Annotated in this window: 17 protein-coding genes and 3 tRNA genes; 9 read left to right on the forward strand and 11 right to left on the reverse strand. The window is 28.9% G+C overall.

The annotated features are described in order from the left end of the window. Nucleotides 1–95: 95 nt before the first annotated feature. Both KJQ97_RS00750 and KJQ97_RS00755 read left to right on the forward strand, forming a co-directional pair. A complete protein-coding gene (locus KJQ97_RS00750) occupies nucleotides 96–755 on the forward strand; it encodes a tetratricopeptide repeat protein (RefSeq protein ID WP_214119624.1) in 660 nt (219 codons plus the stop codon). Further along, on the forward strand, nucleotides 755–1,627 hold the full coding sequence (locus tag KJQ97_RS00755; RefSeq protein ID WP_214119626.1) for an RsmB/NOP family class I SAM-dependent RNA methyltransferase: 873 nt from the start codon (nucleotides 755–757) through the stop codon (nucleotides 1,625–1,627). Before KJQ97_RS00750 ends, KJQ97_RS00755 begins: the two co-directional genes overlap by 1 nt. A gap of 299 nt (nucleotides 1,628–1,926) precedes the next feature. Here KJQ97_RS00755 and KJQ97_RS00760 read toward each other — a convergent pair whose 3' ends face one another. Beyond that, nucleotides 1,927–2,454 (reverse strand): hypothetical protein, encoded by a 528-nt coding sequence (locus KJQ97_RS00760; RefSeq protein ID WP_214119628.1) that lies wholly within the window; start codon nucleotides 2,452–2,454, stop codon nucleotides 1,927–1,929. A 155-nt stretch (nucleotides 2,455–2,609) separates the two neighbouring features. Here KJQ97_RS00760 and KJQ97_RS00765 point away from each other — a divergent pair, with 155 nt between their 5' ends. After that, entirely contained in the window at nucleotides 2,610–3,266 is a 657-nt protein-coding gene (locus KJQ97_RS00765; protein WP_214119630.1) for a hypothetical protein, read from the forward strand. Between the two features lie 23 nt (nucleotides 3,267–3,289). On the opposite strand, the gene nrfD is transcribed toward KJQ97_RS00765, so the two are convergent. From nrfD to phsA, 3 genes are read right to left on the reverse strand one after another with little or no spacing between them, the layout of a single operon-like run. After that, complete coding sequence (nrfD, locus tag KJQ97_RS00770) at nucleotides 3,290–4,252, reverse strand: NrfD/PsrC family molybdoenzyme membrane anchor subunit (protein WP_214119632.1); 963 nt, start codon at nucleotides 4,250–4,252, stop codon at nucleotides 3,290–3,292. After that, on the reverse strand, nucleotides 4,245–4,811 hold the full coding sequence (locus KJQ97_RS00775; RefSeq protein ID WP_214119634.1) for a 4Fe-4S dicluster domain-containing protein: 567 nt from the start codon (nucleotides 4,809–4,811) through the stop codon (nucleotides 4,245–4,247). Before KJQ97_RS00775 ends, nrfD begins: the two co-directional genes overlap by 8 nt. A 2-nt stretch (nucleotides 4,812–4,813) precedes the next feature. Continuing rightward, nucleotides 4,814–7,072, reverse strand: coding sequence for a thiosulfate reductase PhsA (gene phsA / locus KJQ97_RS00780; protein ID WP_214119636.1), 2,259 nt, complete (start codon nucleotides 7,070–7,072; stop codon nucleotides 4,814–4,816). A gap of 223 nt (nucleotides 7,073–7,295) precedes the next feature. Here phsA and KJQ97_RS00785 point away from each other — a divergent pair. The 6 genes from KJQ97_RS00785 (at nucleotide 7,296) to KJQ97_RS00810 (ending at nucleotide 10,140) form a co-directional block, all read left to right on the forward strand. Further along, nucleotides 7,296–7,371: transfer RNA gene (locus KJQ97_RS00785), tRNA-Lys, on the forward strand. Nucleotides 7,372–7,379: 8 nt separating this feature from the next. Continuing rightward, nucleotides 7,380–7,455: transfer RNA gene (locus KJQ97_RS00790), tRNA-Val, on the forward strand. Nucleotides 7,456–7,471: 16 nt separating this feature from the next. Next, nucleotides 7,472–7,548, forward strand: a tRNA-Asp gene (locus tag KJQ97_RS00795). Between the two features lie 109 nt (nucleotides 7,549–7,657). Then, complete coding sequence (locus KJQ97_RS00800; RefSeq protein ID WP_214119638.1) at nucleotides 7,658–9,046, forward strand: cation:dicarboxylate symporter family transporter; 1,389 nt, start codon at nucleotides 7,658–7,660, stop codon at nucleotides 9,044–9,046. Continuing rightward, nucleotides 9,033–9,338 (forward strand): thioredoxin family protein, encoded by a 306-nt coding sequence (locus tag KJQ97_RS00805; RefSeq protein ID WP_214116323.1) that lies wholly within the window; start codon nucleotides 9,033–9,035, stop codon nucleotides 9,336–9,338. The genes KJQ97_RS00800 and KJQ97_RS00805 overlap by 14 nt, the downstream gene beginning before the upstream one ends. A gap of 1 nt (nucleotide 9,339) precedes the next feature. After that, nucleotides 9,340–10,140: a hypothetical protein gene (locus KJQ97_RS00810; RefSeq protein ID WP_214119640.1), complete on the forward strand. Its 801-nt coding sequence runs from the start codon at nucleotides 9,340–9,342 to the stop codon at nucleotides 10,138–10,140. Here the strand turns inward: KJQ97_RS00810 and KJQ97_RS00815 are convergent. From KJQ97_RS00815 to KJQ97_RS00845, 7 genes are all read right to left on the reverse strand, one after another. Beyond that, nucleotides 10,135–10,731, reverse strand: a complete 597-nt coding sequence (locus KJQ97_RS00815) for a peroxiredoxin (RefSeq protein ID WP_214116319.1) — start codon at nucleotides 10,729–10,731, stop codon at nucleotides 10,135–10,137. The two genes, KJQ97_RS00810 and KJQ97_RS00815, sit on opposite strands and share 6 nt — an antisense overlap. A 1,261-nt stretch (nucleotides 10,732–11,992) precedes the next feature. Beyond that, entirely contained in the window at nucleotides 11,993–12,874 is an 882-nt protein-coding gene (locus tag KJQ97_RS00820; RefSeq protein WP_214119641.1) for a hypothetical protein, read from the reverse strand. Continuing rightward, nucleotides 12,874–14,157: a hypothetical protein gene (locus KJQ97_RS00825; RefSeq protein WP_214119643.1), complete on the reverse strand. Its 1,284-nt coding sequence runs from the start codon at nucleotides 14,155–14,157 to the stop codon at nucleotides 12,874–12,876. Before KJQ97_RS00825 ends, KJQ97_RS00820 begins: the two co-directional genes overlap by 1 nt. 138 nt (nucleotides 14,158–14,295) lie before the next feature. Continuing rightward, nucleotides 14,296–15,999 carry a dihydroxy-acid dehydratase gene (gene ilvD, locus KJQ97_RS00830; protein ID WP_214116313.1) on the reverse strand — a complete coding sequence of 568 codons (1,704 nt, stop codon included), beginning with the start codon at nucleotides 15,997–15,999 and terminating at the stop codon, nucleotides 14,296–14,298. Nucleotides 16,000–16,049: 50 nt separating this feature from the next. Next, nucleotides 16,050–18,713 (reverse strand): EAL domain-containing protein, encoded by a 2,664-nt coding sequence (locus KJQ97_RS00835; RefSeq protein ID WP_214119644.1) that lies wholly within the window; start codon nucleotides 18,711–18,713, stop codon nucleotides 16,050–16,052. Then, complete coding sequence (locus KJQ97_RS00840) at nucleotides 18,710–19,573, reverse strand: cytochrome-c peroxidase (protein WP_214119645.1); 864 nt, start codon at nucleotides 19,571–19,573, stop codon at nucleotides 18,710–18,712. Before KJQ97_RS00840 ends, KJQ97_RS00835 begins: the two co-directional genes overlap by 4 nt. Beyond that, nucleotides 19,566–19,922 (reverse strand): transcriptional repressor, encoded by a 357-nt coding sequence (locus tag KJQ97_RS00845; protein ID WP_214116307.1) that lies wholly within the window; start codon nucleotides 19,920–19,922, stop codon nucleotides 19,566–19,568. Before KJQ97_RS00845 ends, KJQ97_RS00840 begins: the two co-directional genes overlap by 8 nt. Nucleotides 19,923–20,034 lie beyond the last annotated feature (112 nt).

The following is a 20,034-nucleotide window of genomic DNA, read 5'->3' on the forward strand; positions in this document are numbered from 1 at the left end:
AAAAGCTTGTGATTTAGGTAATCAAGATGGTTGTAATAATTATAAAATATTAAACAAACAAGGATATTAATAATAAGAAATTTTAAGGAAGTAAAATGAAAAAATTATTATGTTTAGTGCTTTTAGGTGCTGGTATTTTAGGTGCAAATGAGCTTGAGAGTAAGTGTAATAATGGAGATTTTCAAGCTTGTTTTAAATTAGGATTAGAATATTATGGCAAACAAGATTATGTAAAAGCACAAGAATTATGGCATAAAATGTGTGATGGTGGGGATGTTAATGGTTGTACTAACTTAGGAATTTTATATAAAAACGGAAAAGGTGTAAAACAAGATTATTCTAAAGCAAGAGAGCTTTTTATCAAAGCTTGTGATGGTGGGAAAACTATGGGTTGTTTTAATTTGGGGATTTTGTATGAAAACGGACAAGGTGTAAAACAAGATTATTCTAAAGCAAGAGAGCTTTTTATCAAAGCTTGTGATGGTGGAAATATTCCAAGTTGCACTAATTTAGGGTTTTTATATTATGAAGGATTAGGAGTAAAGCAAGATTATTCTAAAGCAAAAGAATTTTATACCAAAGGTTGTAATGGTAATGATGATAGAGGTTGTTTTAATTTGGGGATTTTGTATTACAACGGACAAAGCGTAAAACAAGATGAAAAACAAGCTAAAGATTATTTTAAAAAAGCTTGTGAATTAGGACATCAAGATGGTTGTAATAATTATAAAGTATTAAATGAACAAGGATATTAATGATATTTAATCATACCGAGCATTTTAACGAGATTTATGGCTTTAAAAAGCCAATTGATTTGGAGTATTTCGGAGTATTTATAAACTCTATCAAATGCGATGAAGAAGAGTTTTTAAGTGCATTTAGCACTTACGAACCTACAAAAATAGATAATAATTTTTATATTTTTAATCAAGAATTTAAAATAAGAATTTCAACTCACGATTTAGCAATAAATGGCGGTATTTATATACAAGATTATTCAAGCTATTTATGCGCTAAGGCTTTAAATGTTAGCTCAAGCGATATTATTTTGGATATGTGTGCTGCTCCAGGGGGTAAGAGTATAAATCTAGCTAATTTTAGCGACAATTGTGAAAATCTAAGCTCAAATGAGCTAAATAGCAAAAGATTTCATAAGCTTAAAACAATCCTAGCAAACTACGGCGTAAAGGCAAAAACCTATAATCACGATGGCGTTTTGATAGGTCGTAAAACGCCCGAGCGATTTAGCAAAATATTGCTTGATGCTCCGTGTAGCACATTTATACACGATTTTTCTATCACAAAAAGTCAAAAAGAAATAAAGCAAATCGCCACTACTCAAAAAAAGCTTTTAAACTCTGCCCTAACAGCTTTACAGGTTGGTGGGGAGCTAGTTTATAGCACTTGCACGCATAATTTTTATGAAAACGAAGCAGTGATTTATAATGCGCTTAATTCTAAATTTAATATAGAACTTTTAGAAATTGATTTGCCTTGCGAATATTTGCAAGGACTAAGTAATTATGATGAAAAATATAGCGATATTAGACTTGCTAAAACTTATCGCATAAAGCCAAGCAACACACATTCAGGCTTTTTCATAGCAAAATTAAGGAAATTAGGTTAAATTATTTTGCTAATAAATTTGTAATATTCTAAGAAATATTGAGCTAATTAGTGAGTTTAAATTATAAAAACTACATAGATAGATTTAATAGTATTAAAAAGACTTAAAAGTAAGAAAACGATAAGATATTTAATCAATACATAGCAAAATCTTATAAAAAATAAATTATTTTAATAATCTGCCTTGCCTAATCAACTGCAAAATATTCTAATTAGCTATTTTAATTGTTTGGCTTGGCAATTAGTGTTTTTACAATAATTAGTTAAAACCTAAATACTTAATAGTATTTAGGGAAAGTTTTAATTATTTGTTTGTTCTTTTAGTTTTTCTTCAAGTTTTTTAAGCTTTTTTTCTGATTTTTTATGCTCTTTTTCAACTTTTTCTACTTTATCATCAACTTTATTTTCTAATTCTTTAGCTTCTTTTTTAGCTTTATTTTTTAATTCTTTTTCTTCTTTATCAGCTAATTTTTTAGCTTCTTTATCTTTTTTAGCTTTGATTTTTTCTAAATCATCTTTGTATTTATCTTCAACTTTTTCTTTTTTGGCATTTAGTTTTGCTTGGCTTTTTTCTAATTTTTTACTCTCGTAATCATATTTAGTTTCAGCTTTGATGGTTTTTAATTTTTCATTATCTATTTTACCATCTACACAATTTTTGCTGATTTCTTGTTTTTGTGTTTTTAAATATTCTAACCTTTCTGGATTTGCCTTTTTTTGATTTTGAACTTTTGTGATTTGCTCATCAAGTTTATTTAAAACCTTATCACACGATGTAGCGGCAAAAAGCGATGAAGCTAAAGCAACACTTAAAATTAACTTATTCATAAATTCTCCTTAAAAAATATTCAGCAAATAGTATAAAAACACTCATTAAACAATTAGCTTAGCTAAATAAATTATATGTAGCTAATACAAATTAAGTAAAACTTAAGAATGGGGGGGGGTATTATACTGATTTTTAAAATATTTAAGGAGAGTAAATGAAAAAATTATTAACAGCTAGTTTGTTTTGTAGCGTGGCATTATTTATGAGTGCTTGTTCTGATGAAAAAAAAGAATTAAGTCAAGATGTGTTTAAATTTAATATTGAAACTGAAACAAAAGGATTCGGTAAATATATTACGATAAGACACATTTTAAGCCTAACAACTAAAGATGATATTGAAATTAAAAAAATTACAGCAAATCGTGGTACTTGTGAAGTAAGAGATTGGAATAAAGAACATGATGGATACAATTTAAGCGATAACTTAATATCTGATGAAACTCCACCAAAATTATGTAATGCTGGAATATTAAATAAAAATTGGATTGATTATTGCGAAAAATTAATTAAATGGGCAGAACTAAGTAAAGAAGATTGTAGTTATGAGTACAAATACGATTTAGATGATACAAGCGAAGGTTTGAAACACATAAATGAAAGAGTAGAAAAAACGCAAGATTCAAAATATATTGAAAGTTGTGAAAAAGCAAAACAAGTTGCTAAAGAAAAATACAATGGAAAATATTATTATGATTATAAAGTGCCAATGAAATTTGGTGAAACTAAACAATTTGGCATATTTGATTGTTCTGATGTTGTGGAATTTAGCGTATATACAAATAAAGGCTTTGTAACTTATAGCGTTAAATAATAGCTTAGCTAAAGGAAAAACCTTTAGCTAATGCAAACTTGCCCTGCATAAACGATAAAAAATCTTAACATTATTACTCCAATTAGCACAGCAAGAGAGTTTATTATTATGAATGCAGGTTTATAGGCGTGGTTTTTAAGTGCGGTTAGGGCTATTAAAATAGGTAAAATAAGCCCCGTTCCTAGCACTCCAAACCAAAATAATTTTGAATAAAACTCATGAGAAAAAATAGCCTTAAGCGATATTAAACTCTCGCCCCCGCTATAATACATTCCTACAAAAAGTAAAAGCAAGATAGGAATTTCAAGCATTATTGCTCTTAAATCTAAAACCAATAAATATTTTATGTTTTCTTTATTTAAGTGAGCTTTAAAAAATAAAATTCCCACAAGTATATTTGCAGCTATTCCACAAGAAAACGCAGAAACCACAAAAAGCAATGGTAAAATAGGAGTATTCCATAAAGGGATTTTAGAAATCGCACTTAATAAAAATCCCGTATAAGCACCAACACATAAAGCCAAGAAAAGCAATACATATTCAATCATCTTTGCAAAATTAGCCATTTTTCTTATGGAATTTGTAATAGGAATTAAGAACCTAAAATAAAGCCCTATTTCACGCTCAAAAATGATTAATGCGTATAAAAATGCTAAAGGTGTATAAACTAATAAAAATAAAACACCTAAAGTCATAACCGAAGTAAAATTGTATTTTATTAGCAATAAATAAAATGTAAGCGGTTTGCCTAAATCAATTATTAAAAGCAAAAGCCCCAAGCTAATAGCAAGTGGAGAAATTAACGCTCCTGCTTTAATCGTTGCGTCCCAAATACTATTAGTATTATGTGTAAATCTATTAAATTTTACTATTAATGAAACCATCAAACACCCAGCACTAAGCCCTGCTAAAAACAAATATAGTGCAATAGGCCAAGGCCAATAAATCTCATTATATTGCAGTAAGCTTCCTGCCATATTATTCATAGCGTCCTCCTTTTGTATTTTTTATAAAACCTAGTTTTGGTTTAGTGCCTAAATGAGCTTTAGGATATTCAACGCTTTTACTTGCTAAGACTTTATTAATTTCTGAATTAGTATCGTTTATATCCCCAAAAATTAGCGCATCAGTAGGACATACGCTAACACAAGCAGGGGTTAAACCATCGCTTACTCTATTTGGATAGCAAAAAGTGCATTTATCAATTGCTTTTGTGATAGGATTAAGAAATCTTGCATTATAAGGACAGGCTAATATGCAGTATTTGCAAGATACGCATAAATTTTCATCAATTAATGTTATTCCATTTGCTAGTTTAAAACTAGCTCCCGTAGGACATACGCTTACACACGGGCTATCTTCGCACATTACACAACTTGCCCTTGTAAAATCTGTTTGAAGATTTGGAAAAACTCCCTTCATTTTTACATGAACTTGCACTCTAAAAACCCCACTTGGAATTTGATTTTCGTTTTTACAAGCTACACTACAAGCCTCGCAACCTATACATAAATTTTTATCGTGAATCATTACAAACTTTTTCATCTTTAAGCCCTTTTAATATCTACGCCTATATTTGTAACCATTGTGCTACAAACATAACCACTTCTTGAACCTAGCACTATGCTATCATTTGCACCTATTTCGTGAATGTTTTTAAGTGCTGGAGTATTACGACCAAATCCGTGATAAATAAACAATGTATCAGGACGAATTCCTTGAGTTAGCATAAGTTTTACTTGGATTTTGCCAAATTCATTTTCTAAATATACTAAATCGCCATCTTTAAAGCCTAATTCTTTAGCCTTAGTTTCATTTATCCACACAGGACTTTCGCTCATTAATTCATTTAAAATTGGGATATTTTGAGTATGAGCGTTTGTATGAATTGGAGTTTTGCCACTTGTTAGACAAAATTCATGATTTTTAAACACATCATAATCAGTTGTATTTAAACAGCCGTGAGTTGGGAATAAGTTTTCAACTTTTTCTATGAAAAGCTCTATTTTTTTACTAGGTGTCTTAAAGTTAATTAGTGAACTTAATTCGCCGTTACTATCAATTTTATCTTTAATTTGCAGATAAGTTTTAGCAAATTCTTTTATGGTTTTTGGCTCTCTTAAATAAAGACTAGGGACTTTATAAGTTACTATGCCATCTTTTTTAAGATTTGCTAGTAAATCTACATTGCCTTTAGCTTGTTGCATTCTATACTCATCTATTGTTGTATAAGTATAAAGCTCATCAATTTTCATCATACTTGCTAGTTTTCTAAATATATCAAAACCACTTTTTGTATCGCCTATAACTTCTACGGCTTTATTTCTCATATAATAGCCATTTCCTATAGTTGCAATGCTCTCATCTCGCTCTAAATATGAGCTTTCTGGTAATACCACATCAGCTAAATTGCTAAAATCATTTAAATATATATCAATACTTACTATAAAATCTAGCTCATTTATAGCCTTTAAACTCTCATTTACATTTGCTACATTTACTAAGTGATTAAACCTAGTATTTACCCAAGCTTTAATAGGATATGGCTTTTTGCTAAGTATTGCAGGGGCAATATCCATTAAAACTCCATGTTTTCTGGATACAAAATAGTTTTTACTTCCATCTTCACCTGCACCATCAATTCTAGGAGTGTTAGGAACCTTAAAAACATTGCTAGGATTATCAATAGTAGGGAAAATATCTTCGCCTATTATTTTGTTTAAAGTATTTGTATTTTTGCTAGTGTGAATGCCACCTTTTTTCTCGTAATTTCCCATTAAAGCGTTTGCTATTGCAATAGCTCTTGTACGTTGATATTCTGCATAAGTAGTAGTGGTTTTATGTCCCCAATCAATTACTACTTTAGGAGCAGCTTTATAGATTTCATCGGCAATTCGCTCAATAGTATCAGCACTAATTCCAGTGATACTTTCTTGCCATTTAGGGCTTGTATCTTTTACACTAGCTTTAAGTTCATCAAGTCCTATGCAATATTCATTTACAAATTCTTTATCGTATTTTTCATCTCTTAGCCAAATATGAATTAATGCCATTAAAAATGCCACATCAGTTCCTGGCTTAATAGGTAGCCACTCATCAGCCTTAGCAGCAACTACGCTAAATCTAGGCTCAAGGACAAGTAGTTTTGTATCACTTGCAGCTGCAAATTTAGCTAGTTTTTTAGCATCACTTATTACTATACCTTCAAATAAATTATGTCCGAAATTTACAATATATTTTGCATTAGCAAAATCTCTTGATAAGCCGCCGCCATAAGTATGCTCTAAAACCATATTATAAGTAATCGGACAGCTTGAATAATGTGAAAATATATTAGGACTGCCGTAAGCACAGGCAAAATTACTCATATGAGTGTGAGATTCTCCGGCTTTGCTTGTAAATATTACGCTTTTTGCTCCGTGCTTTTCTTTTATTTCGTTTAACTTTGTTGCAACTAGGTTTAAAGCTTCGTCCCAACTAGCTTCACGCCATTTGTTTTCCCCACGCTTACCTACACGAATTAAAGGCTTAATAAGGCGGTTTTTATCATATAATTGATTAATTCCTGCTCCACCCCTTGCACATACGCTTGTTTTATTTGCACTAAATTTTGGATTACCATTAATAAATACACCTTTATTATCTTTAACGCTTATTTCAATAGGACAGCGAGTAGAACACATCTCGCAAACCGAAAAAACACTTTTTTTATCCCCGTTTGTAAAGGCATTAGCACTTAAAACTGGATTAATACAGGCTAATGAACCTAAAAATGCAGAGCCTTTTAAAAATTCCCTTCTTTGCATTAATACTCCTTAAAATACAAATACTTTCAAAGTATTTAATTAAATTATACTTAAAAATTTTAATTAAATTATAAAATTATAATATATTTTATTTTAAATTATCGGAATTTAAATTCTTTTTATTTTTTATGCCAAATTCTTGAATTAAAATATAATTTTTTAGATTTTTCTTGACAATTAAAAATTTTTTTTGTATTATTTAGCCTTTCACAAATATTTTAATGTCTTGTTAGCTCAGCAGGTAGAGCATCTCACTTTTAATGAGGGGGCCGCTGGTTCGAATCCAGCACAGGACACCATCAATCTTGGTCGCTTAGCTCAGTTGGTAGAGCGCCACCCTTACAAGGTGGATGTCATAAGTTCGAGTCTTATAGCGACCACCATTTCTTAAACTAGGTTGCGGCGGTAGTTCAGCTGGTTAGAATATCGGCCTGTCACGCCGGAGGTCGCGGGTTCGAGCCCCGTCCGCCGCGCCATTTCCCTTTCTTTTAAAAATTTAAACAATAGTTCTCTCCTTTAATATTTTTATTTCTTAATTTATTTAGGATAAAATCTATCTCTTAAAAAAAATATTAAAGGAGAATTATGAAAGATTTTTTCATTAACTTTTTTACACTTTCAGAGCCTTTATCAATTACTTTTGTATTAGTTTATCTAATATTATGCTTTTGGCTAAATCGTTTAGCATATACTATAAGTTTTGCAAAAAGAATGACATTGGCACTATTTTTAGGTGTTATTTTGGGTGTATTAGCTCAATATTTGGCAAATTTTCCTGCAAATTCTAAAGAAGTTTTATGGCTTGAGCAAACTAGAATTTGGTATTCTTTCGTTGTAAATATTTTTATTAGCTTATTAAAACTTATGATAGTTCCTATTGTATTTTTTGGAATTTCATCATCTTTATTAAAGCTTGAAGGTGGAGTAAAGATTTCATCAATTCTTAGTAGAAGTATTTTTTGGCTTTTAATAACTACTGCAATTGCAAGTGCTATAGGTCTTAGTCTAGGTGTAATATTTAATCTAGGAAGTGATGTTGTAGTGCAAACTTCAAAAACTATAAAAGAAGCTAGAACCCTAAGCTCAATTTTATTAGGTTTAATGCCAAATAATATCATAGATTCTTTTGCAAACAATAATATTTTAGGAGTAATTTTAGTAGCATTTTTATTCACTCTTGGTGCAAGAAAAATAGGCACAAAAGAAGAAAATAAAGAAATATTTAGTACCTATAAAAATCTAGTAATTTTTATAAACAAAATTATTATGAATGTAATTACAAATATAATCCAACTAATGCCTTATGCTGTTGTTGCGATGATTGCAAATGTGCTAATAGCAAATGGAGTTGCAGCTATGAAAGAAGCTGGGTTATTTATAATATTAACTTATGCAAGTGGAATTTTAATGATTGTTGTATTTTCTATCATTTTAGCATTTCACGGCTTATCTCCTATGGTGTATTATAAAAAAGCGTTTGAAGTGCTATTATTAGCTTTTACTTCAAGAAGTTCAGCGGGTGTTTTACCGATTACCATTCGCACACTTCATACTAAATTAGGCGTTAGTGAAAACAATGCAAACTTCGTAGCAGGGCTGGGTGCTACTATAGGAATGAGTGGCTGTGCTGGGTATTATGTAGGGCTTGTGGCTGCGTTTATTATGCATAGTGCAGGGCTTAGCATTGATTTATCTAGTGCAGTTTTAATTATTATAATTACTCTTGTTGGGTCTTTAAGCATCGCAGGAATTCCTGGAATTTCAATTGTAGCAGCTTCTATTATGATTACAGGGCTTGGACTTGGAGATAAGTTTTATTTGCTAGGTGTGATTTTTGCAATTGACCCTATTATAGATATGGTAAGAACTATGAGCAATGTAAATGGTGCTATGATTGCAGCGATTGCGACTGATAGCGAGTTAAAAACATTAAATAAAAATGAATATAAGGATTTAAACAATGAAAGAGATTAATTATCAAGAATATTTAGATATTAAAGACAATGCAACTTGTGTTATAGCTTTTGGAGCACCTTGGTGTAGGGATTGTAAGATTGCTGAGCCGTTTTTGGTAGAGCTTAGTCAAAAATATACTAATATAAATTTTTACCATGTAAATGTTGATAAAGATGAAAATATAAGAGCTGATTTGGGTATTCGCCATATTCCTACGATACTTTTTTTAAAAAATGGAGAGGAAGTGCATACAAGAGTGGTTGAGCCGCACTCAATTTCTTTGATTGAAGAAGGCGTTTTAAAGCTTTAAAATGTTTAAAAATCCATCACTTAACAATGTGTTTTTACAGAGTTTTGATGGATTTTATATATATTCTAAAAATAGCGAAATTGAAATTCTTTTAAAAGAATTAGCAAATAATCTAAGCAAAAATAATCTAGTTTTATATATTTGTAATACTGACACAAAAGGCTTAAATAAAAATATTTATCACATTGATATTTTTAATGATTTAGCGATTTTGCAAGTTAAAAAATTGAAATATTTTGATTATATTTTCATTGAAAATTTATCATTTTTAAAAAATATAAATTTTCCAAAAAATGTAAAAATTATTGCAAACGGATTTTTAAAATCAGATTTAAGACATTTCAAGGGTAAAAAAACTAGATTTTTAAGATTTATATACACTCAAGATTTTATAAAAATATTTAATCAAAATTGTGAGTTTTTGTATAATTTCAAACCCAAAAATCATAGTATTTTTAGCCCAAATGAGATAGATTTTGATATAGATAAAGAAGTGGAATTTTATTTAAACTGCATTAAGCAAGGCTTTAGGTTTTATGATTTTAGAAAAAGTAGAAAAGATAAGATTTTTAAAGCACTTGGAGATGGCAATGTATCTTTTAATGAAATTCCGTTCGCAAATAATATTAGCAAAAAATATTTTTATATAAATAATCACAAAATCAACAAAGACTTTATACCAAATAATACAAATAATATAAAAGTAAATTTTATGAGTAAGAAAACAGAAGTGAAAAAATCAATATTTAAAAAATTATTTAATTTTAAGTGGGCTAGGAAAATCCTAGCCTTTAAATTATAGTTTTTCGCTATTGTTAGCTAGGTAATCAGCAACACCTTTTGGATCAGCTTTCATACCTTTTTCGCCTTTATGCCAGCCAGCTGGACATACTTCACCATGCTCATTTGTAAATAGCATTGTATCTACCATTCTAATCATTTCATCAATATTTCTTCCTAGTGGTAGGTCATTAATTACCGCGTGGCGAACTGTTCCATCAGCGTCTAATAAGAATGAACCTCTTAAAGCTACTGCTTCATCAAATAATACATCAAAACCACGAGCAATTTCTTTTGTAAGGTCTGCTACTAAAGGAAATTGAACATTACCAATACCGCCTTGGTTTACTGGAGTGTTTTTCCAAGCAAAATGGCAGAATTCATTATCGCCACTAATTCCGATTACATTAATTCCTCTATCTTGGAAATCTTTAAATCTTTTATCAAATGCGATAATTTCACTTGGACATACGAATGTAAAATCTTTTGGATAAAAGAATACTACTGTTCCTTTTTTACCCATATTTTTATATAGATTAAAATTGTTATCTATTGTATTATTTCCTAATACAGCTGGAGCTGTAAAATCTGGTGCTTTTTTTGTAACTAACATAATTTGTCTCCTTATTAATAATTTTTATTTGTTGAAAAATTATAAATGTTAAAAGTTAATAGAAATGTTAATCATACAAAAATTATCCTAAAATAATTTAAATCAAGATTTTAAGTAATTTTATAAAAATAATAAATCAGTACTAGTTTTAAAAATTATTTATTTTAAATAACTATTTAAAATATTTTTAATAAAAATTAATTTATAATATGATTTGCTTTTTGCCTTAGGCTTGTTAGGGTGGAAAGGTGGTAATATGGGAGAAACAATTATTTTAATCGTTTTAATCATAGCTTTACTAAGAACTTTAAAAAAGTTCTAAGTAAAACACTTTCAAAAAACCTTAAATAAATTATAGTGAAGCACGGCTTAGCCTAAGCTTAAAGCAATTCACCTAACCCTAGCAAATTAGCCGTGTTTTGCTAGGGTTTATAAATAGTATAATAATAAGAATAATCTATAATTAAAATTGTTTTTTTATGTTTTTTCATTTATTTGTCCTTTCTTATACTTAATATAACTAAAAGCTAAAAGTCGTTTTAGTGCCGTAAAAGTGGTAATTTCTAAAATAAAAAACACCATAAAATGTTTTGTTTAAAATATTTTTAATAAAAATTAATTTATAATATGATTTGCTTTTTGCCTTAGGCTTGTTAGGGAGCAAAGTTGGTAATATGGGAGAAACAATTATTTTAATCGTTTTAATCATAGCATTACTTAGAACCTTAAAAAAGTTCTAAGTAACCATTCTTAAACATCTTAAACAAATTATAGTGAAGCACGGCTTAGCCTAAGCTTAAAGCAATTCACCTAACCCTAGCAAATTAGCCGTGTTTTGCTAGGGTTTATAAATAGTATAATAATAAGAATAATCTATAATTAAAATTGTTTTTTTATGTTTTTTCATTTATTTGTCCTTTCTTATACTTAATATAACTAAAAGCTAAAAGTCGTTTTAGTGCCGTAAAGTGGTTGTTTCCAAAACGGAAAATACCATAAAAATATTATTTAAAATGTTTTTAATAAAAATTAATTTATAATATGATTTGCTTTTTGCCTTAGGCTTGTTAGGGAGCAAAGTTGGTAATATGGGAGAAACAATTATTTTAATCGTTTTAATCATAGCTTTACTAAGAACTTTAAAAAAGTTCTAGTAAAACCATTCTAAAAAAACTCTAATTAAATTATAGTGAAGCACGGCTTAGCCTAAGCTTAAAGCAATTCACCTAACCCTAGCAAATTAGCCGTGTTTTGCTAGGGTTTATACATATTTAAGTAATTTTATTCCGATTACAAAATAATCAATCACTAAACCTAAAGCTAATAATACAAACGGACTTATATATACTAATGCTTTGTGCTTATATTTTACGCATAGAATTATGCCTATTATAAGCCCTAAAATACTTGCTAGATAGTTTAAGATAAATGCCTTTAAAGTGTAATAATTAAAGCTTTCTATATCGCCTACATTTGCACTAAGTCCTAAGGCTTTGTCTTTTACTATTGTTTCATTATCGTTATTTTTACTTAATTCATATTCATTAAAATGAGATGATAGCATTGTATTTATAAAACTTTCTTTTGTTAGTTCAAGTCCTAGCTCTTTTGCATTTTTTTCATAGCTTTGTTTTGTATCTACTGCATTAAGCATTGCATAATAGCTTTGTAATTTTGAACCTAAATTCTCTAACTTATAAGCTCTTTTTTCTATCCATTCATCTTCACTTAATATTCTTTCTCCTGTAGGTGCTACTTCATCTACATATTTAAAATACTCTTCACTAGCTTTAGATAATAATTTATGCCTTTCCATTTCTTTATCTATATAATCACTTGTAAAAGGTGTATAACCTTTAGTGGTATTAAAATATTTTTTTATAGTGCTTTCGCTTAAAGGTGTGCTTACAGCTTGAAGATTATTTATAATTGTTTCGTGATAATCTTTTATGCTTTGATTTGCTTTGCCATATTTTCTGTAGTTTTCTATAAGTGGAACTTTCATTCCTTTATCTATATAATTTTTCTTTGCGTTATCTTGTATGTTTTGTGGTAATTGCTTTATTAATTCTTCATCACTTAGATTAATTTGTAAGCCTTGTGAATATACAAGGCTCATTATAATAATTAATATTTTTTTCATTATTGTGTTGCCTTTAGTGAATATTTACTCGTATAGATATTATCCACTAAAGACTTAATTAATTCTTTACTCTCATTATTATAAGCTGATAATTTATTATTTATTTGATTTCTTATACTCTCTTCAATATCTCTTAAATCACTTGCTACTTTGCCTTTACTTTGCCAAAAACCTGTATAATCAGGGAATACTGACCTTATATCTTCATATTGTGATTTTAGCTTAGTGCCTGAATTTTGATATATCTTCATAAATGTTTTTGTTCTATTTTCTAGCAAGTCTACAGGATGAGAATTACCACCAACTCTAGTAAAAAATCTACCAATATTACCTGTATAGCCTACATTAAAATCCTTACCTTTGCCATTTTCTAATACATCATATATATCATTTAAGCCTTTAGATAACAATAATAAATCTTGTATTTCTTGTATTTCTTCTTCAGGTTTAGAAAATCCTTGTCTTGCTAAAGTATCCTTAAGCATAGTATAAATACCTGAAGTATTGCTATTAATATAAGCTTTATTTTGATTTTTTATATTTTCTAGTTCTTTTTGTCTTTCTTGTAGCTTTGCTAATTCTTGCCTAATTATTTCTGGGTCTTCTAGGTTTGATGCGGCAGTTGTTAAACTAGTGGCTAATTGTTTTATCTTACTTGCATTATTTAGAAACTCCTGCTCTATAGCTTTATTTTGCTCTTGTGCTTTATTAAACATAGCTAAATCTACATTAGAAACGCCATTATTTCTCACGCTATTTGCACCATTACTACCTTTAGGAATAGGGTTAAAATTACTTTCTATTGCATTATAGCCTGAAGATACATAACCTAAATGTTTTGCAGCTTTAGTTTGCATATCTAAATATTTTTGAGCGTTTCTTATTTGAGTAGTATTATCAGCTAGTGGGTCATTAAAAGATGATATCATCTTATAATCTAAGTTTTTAAAATAAGCATTCTTTAGCTCATCTCCTTTTAAGTTAGGATTTTTAAGTGAAAACTCATTAAAATCACTCATTACTTTTTTAGCTTCTTCTTGTTCTTTGTAGGCTTGGTCTTTAAAAAACATATTTTGCTTACGCTCGGCTATCGTTGAATAAATATTGTTTATATTTGCTTTATGGCTTTGTTGTTGCATTTTAAATATTTCAGGTTGTGTTTTTGTAGCGAATTGATTTTGTTTTAGAGTTTCCATATCGTTTGCAGTTTTTATTTGCTCTTGTGCGATTTTTTCATCTTTAGTTTGCTTAGCTATATCTAAATCAATTGCACCTTTTTGCACTTGATTTTCTAGGTTCTTTGTTCCTAGCTTAATAAAATAAGAGATTTTTATTAATTTATTTAAAGTAAAAAAGCAATTTCAAATTCTACAAAAATTTCAAATATAAAACTAGGAATTTCCTTAAGAAATCCCTAAAAATTATTTCATTTCATTCAAACCATCAAGGTCTAAAACACCGCCACTACTAGCATTACTAACTAGCTTTTGATACATTCTAAGCCATCTTGAATTAAGCTCTTTTTTAATAGGCTTAAATTCCGCTCTTCTTCTAGCCATTTCTTCATCATCAATTAATAGATTTATAGTGCATTTAATAGTGTCAATTTCTATTAAATCTCCATCTTTAATAAGCCCTATTTCGCCACCTTCAGCAGCTTCAGGTGAGCAATGTCCTACACTAAAACCACGAGTCGCCCCGCTAAATCTACCATCAGTAAGTAATGCAACCGACGCACCTAAGCCCCTACCCATAATAAGACTTGTTGGGCTTAACATTTCTTGCATTCCAGGACCACCTTTTGGACCTTCATAGCGAATTACTACACAATCTCCAGCAACCACTTTTCCACTGCTAATCCCTGCTATTGCTTCATCTTGAGAATTAAAGCAAACACATTTACCACGGAAAACCTTATCACCAACGATACCAGCTACCTTTATTACCGCACCTTCTCTTGCGATATTGCCAAATAATACACATAATCCACCACGCTCAGAATATGGATTATTTAAAGTTTTTATAGCCTTTCCATCAGGATTACTATCCTTAATCAGTTCTCCTATACTATCTCCACTAATAGTAAGTGCATCTTTGCTAAAGAATTTACTTTTTTTGCTAACTTCATTCATTATTGCATATATTCCACCACTACTTCCTACATCTTGCATATGAGTTCCTGGCAGACTTGGACTAACCTTAGCTATATGTGGTGTATCTTGAGCGATTTCGTGCATTAATTTTAAATCAATCTCATCAGCATAAGCTTCTTTTGCAATTGCTAAAGTATGTAAAATTGTATTCGTGCTACCACCCATTGCCATATCACAAACAAGAGCATTTTTTAAACTCTTATTATTTAAAATATTTCTAATTTTGTATTTTTCGCTTAGCTCTTCGCTCTTTGCAATCTCACAAATTCTTCTTGCAGCACTTCTTAATAATTCTTCTCTTTCAGAAGTTAAAGCTAAAATAGTTCCATTTCCTTTAAGCGCAATGCCAAGGCTTTCCATTAAAGAATTCATTGAATTTGCAGTAAACATTCCACTGCAACTTCCAGCTCCAGGACATGCAGCGCATTCAATTTCTTTTAATTTTGCTTCATCAATTTTACCTACTTCGTATTCGCCAACTGCTTCAAACGCTGTATTTAAATCAATTTGAGAACCATCTTTAAGCTTACCTGCAGCCATCGCTCCACCACTTACAAAAATAGTAGGCACATTCACTCTTAAAGCCCCCATAATCATACCTGGAGTAATTTTATCGCAGTTTGGAATAGCTATCATTGCATCTAGGCTATGTGCGTTCATAACCGTCTCAACACTACTTGCTATTAATTCGCGACTTGGCAACGAATAAAGCATTCCACTATGTCCCATAGCAATACCATCATCAACACCAATGCAGTTAAACTCAAATGGCACACAGCCGTTTTTGCGTATTTCATCTTTGATAATTTCAGCATATTTGTTTAGATAAAAATGCCCTGGAATAATCTCTATAAAACTATTACAAACCCCAATAAATGGCTTTGCAAAATCTTCATCTTTTAGCCCAACGGCTCTTAATAATGACCTACTTGGTGCTTTTGTATAACCTTTTTTAATAGTATCACTTCTCATTCTTGCTCCTTTTTATATATTAATAGATTTTCAAATTCCTATTTTAAATTCTAAATAAAAATATTATGTGGTTCTTCAGGTTTGCTTAGCTCATACCCTTGAGATTTTTCTATTCCGTAATCTTGAACTATTTTTAAAATTTCTTGATTTTTTACAAACTCAGCTACAACTTCATAACCTTGCTTATGAGCAAATCCTACTAGAGTTTCAAGAACGGTTCTAGCATTATTATCAATTACTAAACTTTCAATAATTGAGCCATCAATTTTTAAGTAATCAAACTTAATTTTTAATAATCTATAAAAGTTTGAATATCCACTACCAAAATCATCTATTGCTATCTTGCAACCCCTAAATGAAATTGATTTTAAGAAATTTGATAAATCATCATATTTATCAATACTTTCACTTTCTAATATCTCAACACATAAAGCTTCTGGGCGAGAGCATTTTTCTAATCTATTTTCAAATACATCTCTAGTTTCTTTATTGATAATATCAGAGTTAGCTAGGTTTATACTAAAATTCGCATTAGGATATTGCTCTATCAAATCAAAAACCTTATTAATTACTACTTCTTGAATATCTTTATAAAGACCCACTTTTCTTGCTACATCTAAAAAAAGTCCCGGTGAGACTATATTATTATGCTCATCTCTTAACCTTACTAACACTTCATAATAAGAAACTTCTTTTGTAATAGAATTATGCACACCTTGACAAACCACAAATATTTTATCATTTTCTAAAGCATATCTTATCTGACCTACTACTCTTTGTTGCTCTGCGTGTTGTTTTTCTATACTTAAACCTTCTTTATAAACACAATAAGGCTCTTTTGTTTTAATAGTCTCATAACTTGCTAAGATTGCTTGTGCAAGTCTATTAATAATCTCTTGATTTGACTTTCTAATATCACGCTCACTTGAAATTCCGATATTTAATTCTAAGTCTTTAAGTTCCATACCAGAATTTATTTTTAACTCAAATTTATTTTTTTTACCCCTTGTAGAGTTGATTGTTTGAGTTTTAAAATGATTTTGTATCAAATCAGCTGCTGCCATAGCTTCTTCGTGGTTTTTATAAACTATACAAAACTCGTCTAGTTGCAAATGATAAATACTGGTGCTTTTTAATACCTCATCGTTATTTTTCACATTTAAAGCATTTTTTAAAGAATTTGCAAAAATCTTTATAATTTCATCAATCATAATAGTTGAATAATTTAGCCTTAAATCATTGAAATTATCAATTTTTAAATATAAGAAAATATTATTTTTATTAGCTTTATCGTCTTTTAATTCCCTATCTTGTAAAGCCTGTAAAGATAATAAACCTGTTAAGCTATCTGTATCTAATTTCTTTTGCATATTGTCAAGCTTAGTTTTATAATCTTTAATTTGTAAGATTTTTTTAGTTACATCAACTTTATTAATCAGCTCGATATTATCACCTAAATTTTTTCTAAACACAGAGAAAAATCTAGTTTCTTTTCTACTTGTAATATCATTTTCATTATAAGCTTGGATTTTGCTATGACTTTCTTGAATTAGCGTTCCATAATCAAACCCTTTAGCACTATCAGTCAAATCAATAATTCCATCTAATGAATCATAAAAATTCACAGCTTGTGCTTTTCTTATACTTTCACTTTGTTCGGTTGGTGCATGAACATTGAATGTAAAAGTATCATTTACATATTCAGCATATAAATTCTTTTTATTTTTTGTATTTATTAAAACTTGTTGAATTGGAGAATTTAAAAATGCTTTATATAAAATATTTAATGCACTTGTTAAATCTAGGCTATATTTAAAAATAATAAAAGTAGTAAATATTAATAAAACTGCAAAAATTGCACCAACTAAAACTAATTGGTCATTTGTCTTTTCTAAATGCTCAATTTTACTTAAAACTTGCAATTTTAATTGAGTTAAAATATTTTCAAAATCTGTGAAATTTTTAATTTCATTTTTTTCTTCGTGAAGTTTTTTCACTCCATCTAATAATTTTCTACTTAATATTAAATATGTTTTTTCATCATCAATAGTTGATATTTTATCTTCTAAAAGCTCTATATATTCTTTATCTTTATCTAATTTGGTTTTTGCATAATTTTGTTTTAATTCAATTAATTGTGTTTTATAATCAATAATTTGTTTTGTATTATTTTCTATTAATGAGTCTAAAAACTCAATATATCCTTTTATTGAACTCACGCTAATTTTAGTAGCAAATATATACTCTAAAACATTTTGTTTTACATCAACCAATTTTGATTGAGAATAAAGCACATTAAAGCTTTTAAAATCACTTCCGCTAGTCCCTAATAAACTATTAAAATCTTTTATATATTGTTTTAATTTTTCTATACTACTTTTAATTTTTTCTTCTTCATTAGCATTTAATTGTTTATTGTTTTTAAGAATTTGAATTAGCTCATTAGTTTTAACATCAATCTCACTTAACTTCTTGCCACTATTTTCAAAATTTGCATAAATACTTGGTCTTTCTATATTTAGCATTAATTCTTGATTATCTAACATAATTTCGTGTATGTGATTATTTATATCGTAATTAATATCTATTTGATGAAGTTTGGTAAAAAATATTCCAGTGCATACAAAAATGCCAACCATCATTGCAGCAATGAAAATCTGTAAAATCTTTTGAACAAATGTTTTTATTTCTATATTTTTATATTCTCTATTCATTTCTCTTCCAAAATCTTAGGTCTTTTTCCTTCAAGTGTTTTTAAAAATTCTATTATATCATCAACATCTTTATCTGGCATAACTATGCCTAATTGACAAGCAGACATAACTCTAACAATATCTTCTAAATTATTAAATGCTCCTTGATATGTATATGGTTGGGTAATTGTAATATTTCTTAAAGTAGGCACTTTTACTTTTTTATCTTCTAATTTACAGCCTTCTGAAAAGTTAGTATTTATATCAGCAATTATATTACTTCCAAAATTACTACCATTATGACACGACGAGCAGCCATAAAAATTAAATAATTTAAGTCCTCTTTTGGCATTATCACTTATAGCATTTTTATCTCCTTTTAAATATAAATCAAAAGGAGCATCAAGAGTTATTAAGGCTTTTTCAAATTCTACCAAAACACTTACTAAATTATCATAATTAGCGGCTAATCCTATTTCATTAAACCATCTTTGATATGTTACATTTAACTTAACCCAACTATTAAATTCATCAGGCGTAATATTCATATCATCTTTTAATGTTTGTTTAATTTGCTCTCTTAAATCAGTAATATTTGCGTCTTTAAAAAATAAATTAGAATATACAATATTTAAAATTGTTGGTGGGTTTGTTAAATTATCAGAATTTATACCAGAATTATTCGTCCCACTACCAGTAAGATTTAAATTATGACAGGTATTGCAAGATACTTTATTAGGGCTTAAATTAACATCAAAATATAATCTTTTACCAACGGCAGCTAATTTTTTATCATAAGGTATGCTAGTTAAAGGTTTATATATATTCTCATCTGCAAAAGCAAAAACAATAAATACAATTAAAAATATAATCTTATTCATCATTGTCCTTGCATTCCTCACAAACTCCTTTTACCAAGACAGAATTAACTTTTAAATTATTAATTGTTGGAAACTCCAAATCTTTAGTATGATGACAAATATCACACACAAAAAGTGCATTATTACCTTTATTTATTTGATAATAACCCTTGCCATCTAAATCAATTTTATTTACCAATTTAGACTTTTGAAACTGCTCCATCGTCCTATAAAATGTAGTTTTATTTGCCTTAGTTTTAAATTCATCAAAACTCATAGGCTCTTTAGCAGCTAAAAGCTCATCTAATAATAAAATTCTAAGTTCTGTAATACCGATATCGTGCTTTTTTAATAATTTTACTGAATTCATCTCGTAAATAATAGCAAAAAAAATTAAAATTTAAACCTAATTTATTTTTTGCAACTAAGTTGCATTTAAGCAACAATTTACTACACTTGCAACTTTAAAACATTTATGAAAA

This window comes from Campylobacter sp. 2018MI01, assembly GCF_018501205.1.
In the GTDB taxonomy this organism is placed as follows: domain Bacteria; phylum Campylobacterota; class Campylobacteria; order Campylobacterales; family Campylobacteraceae; genus Campylobacter_E.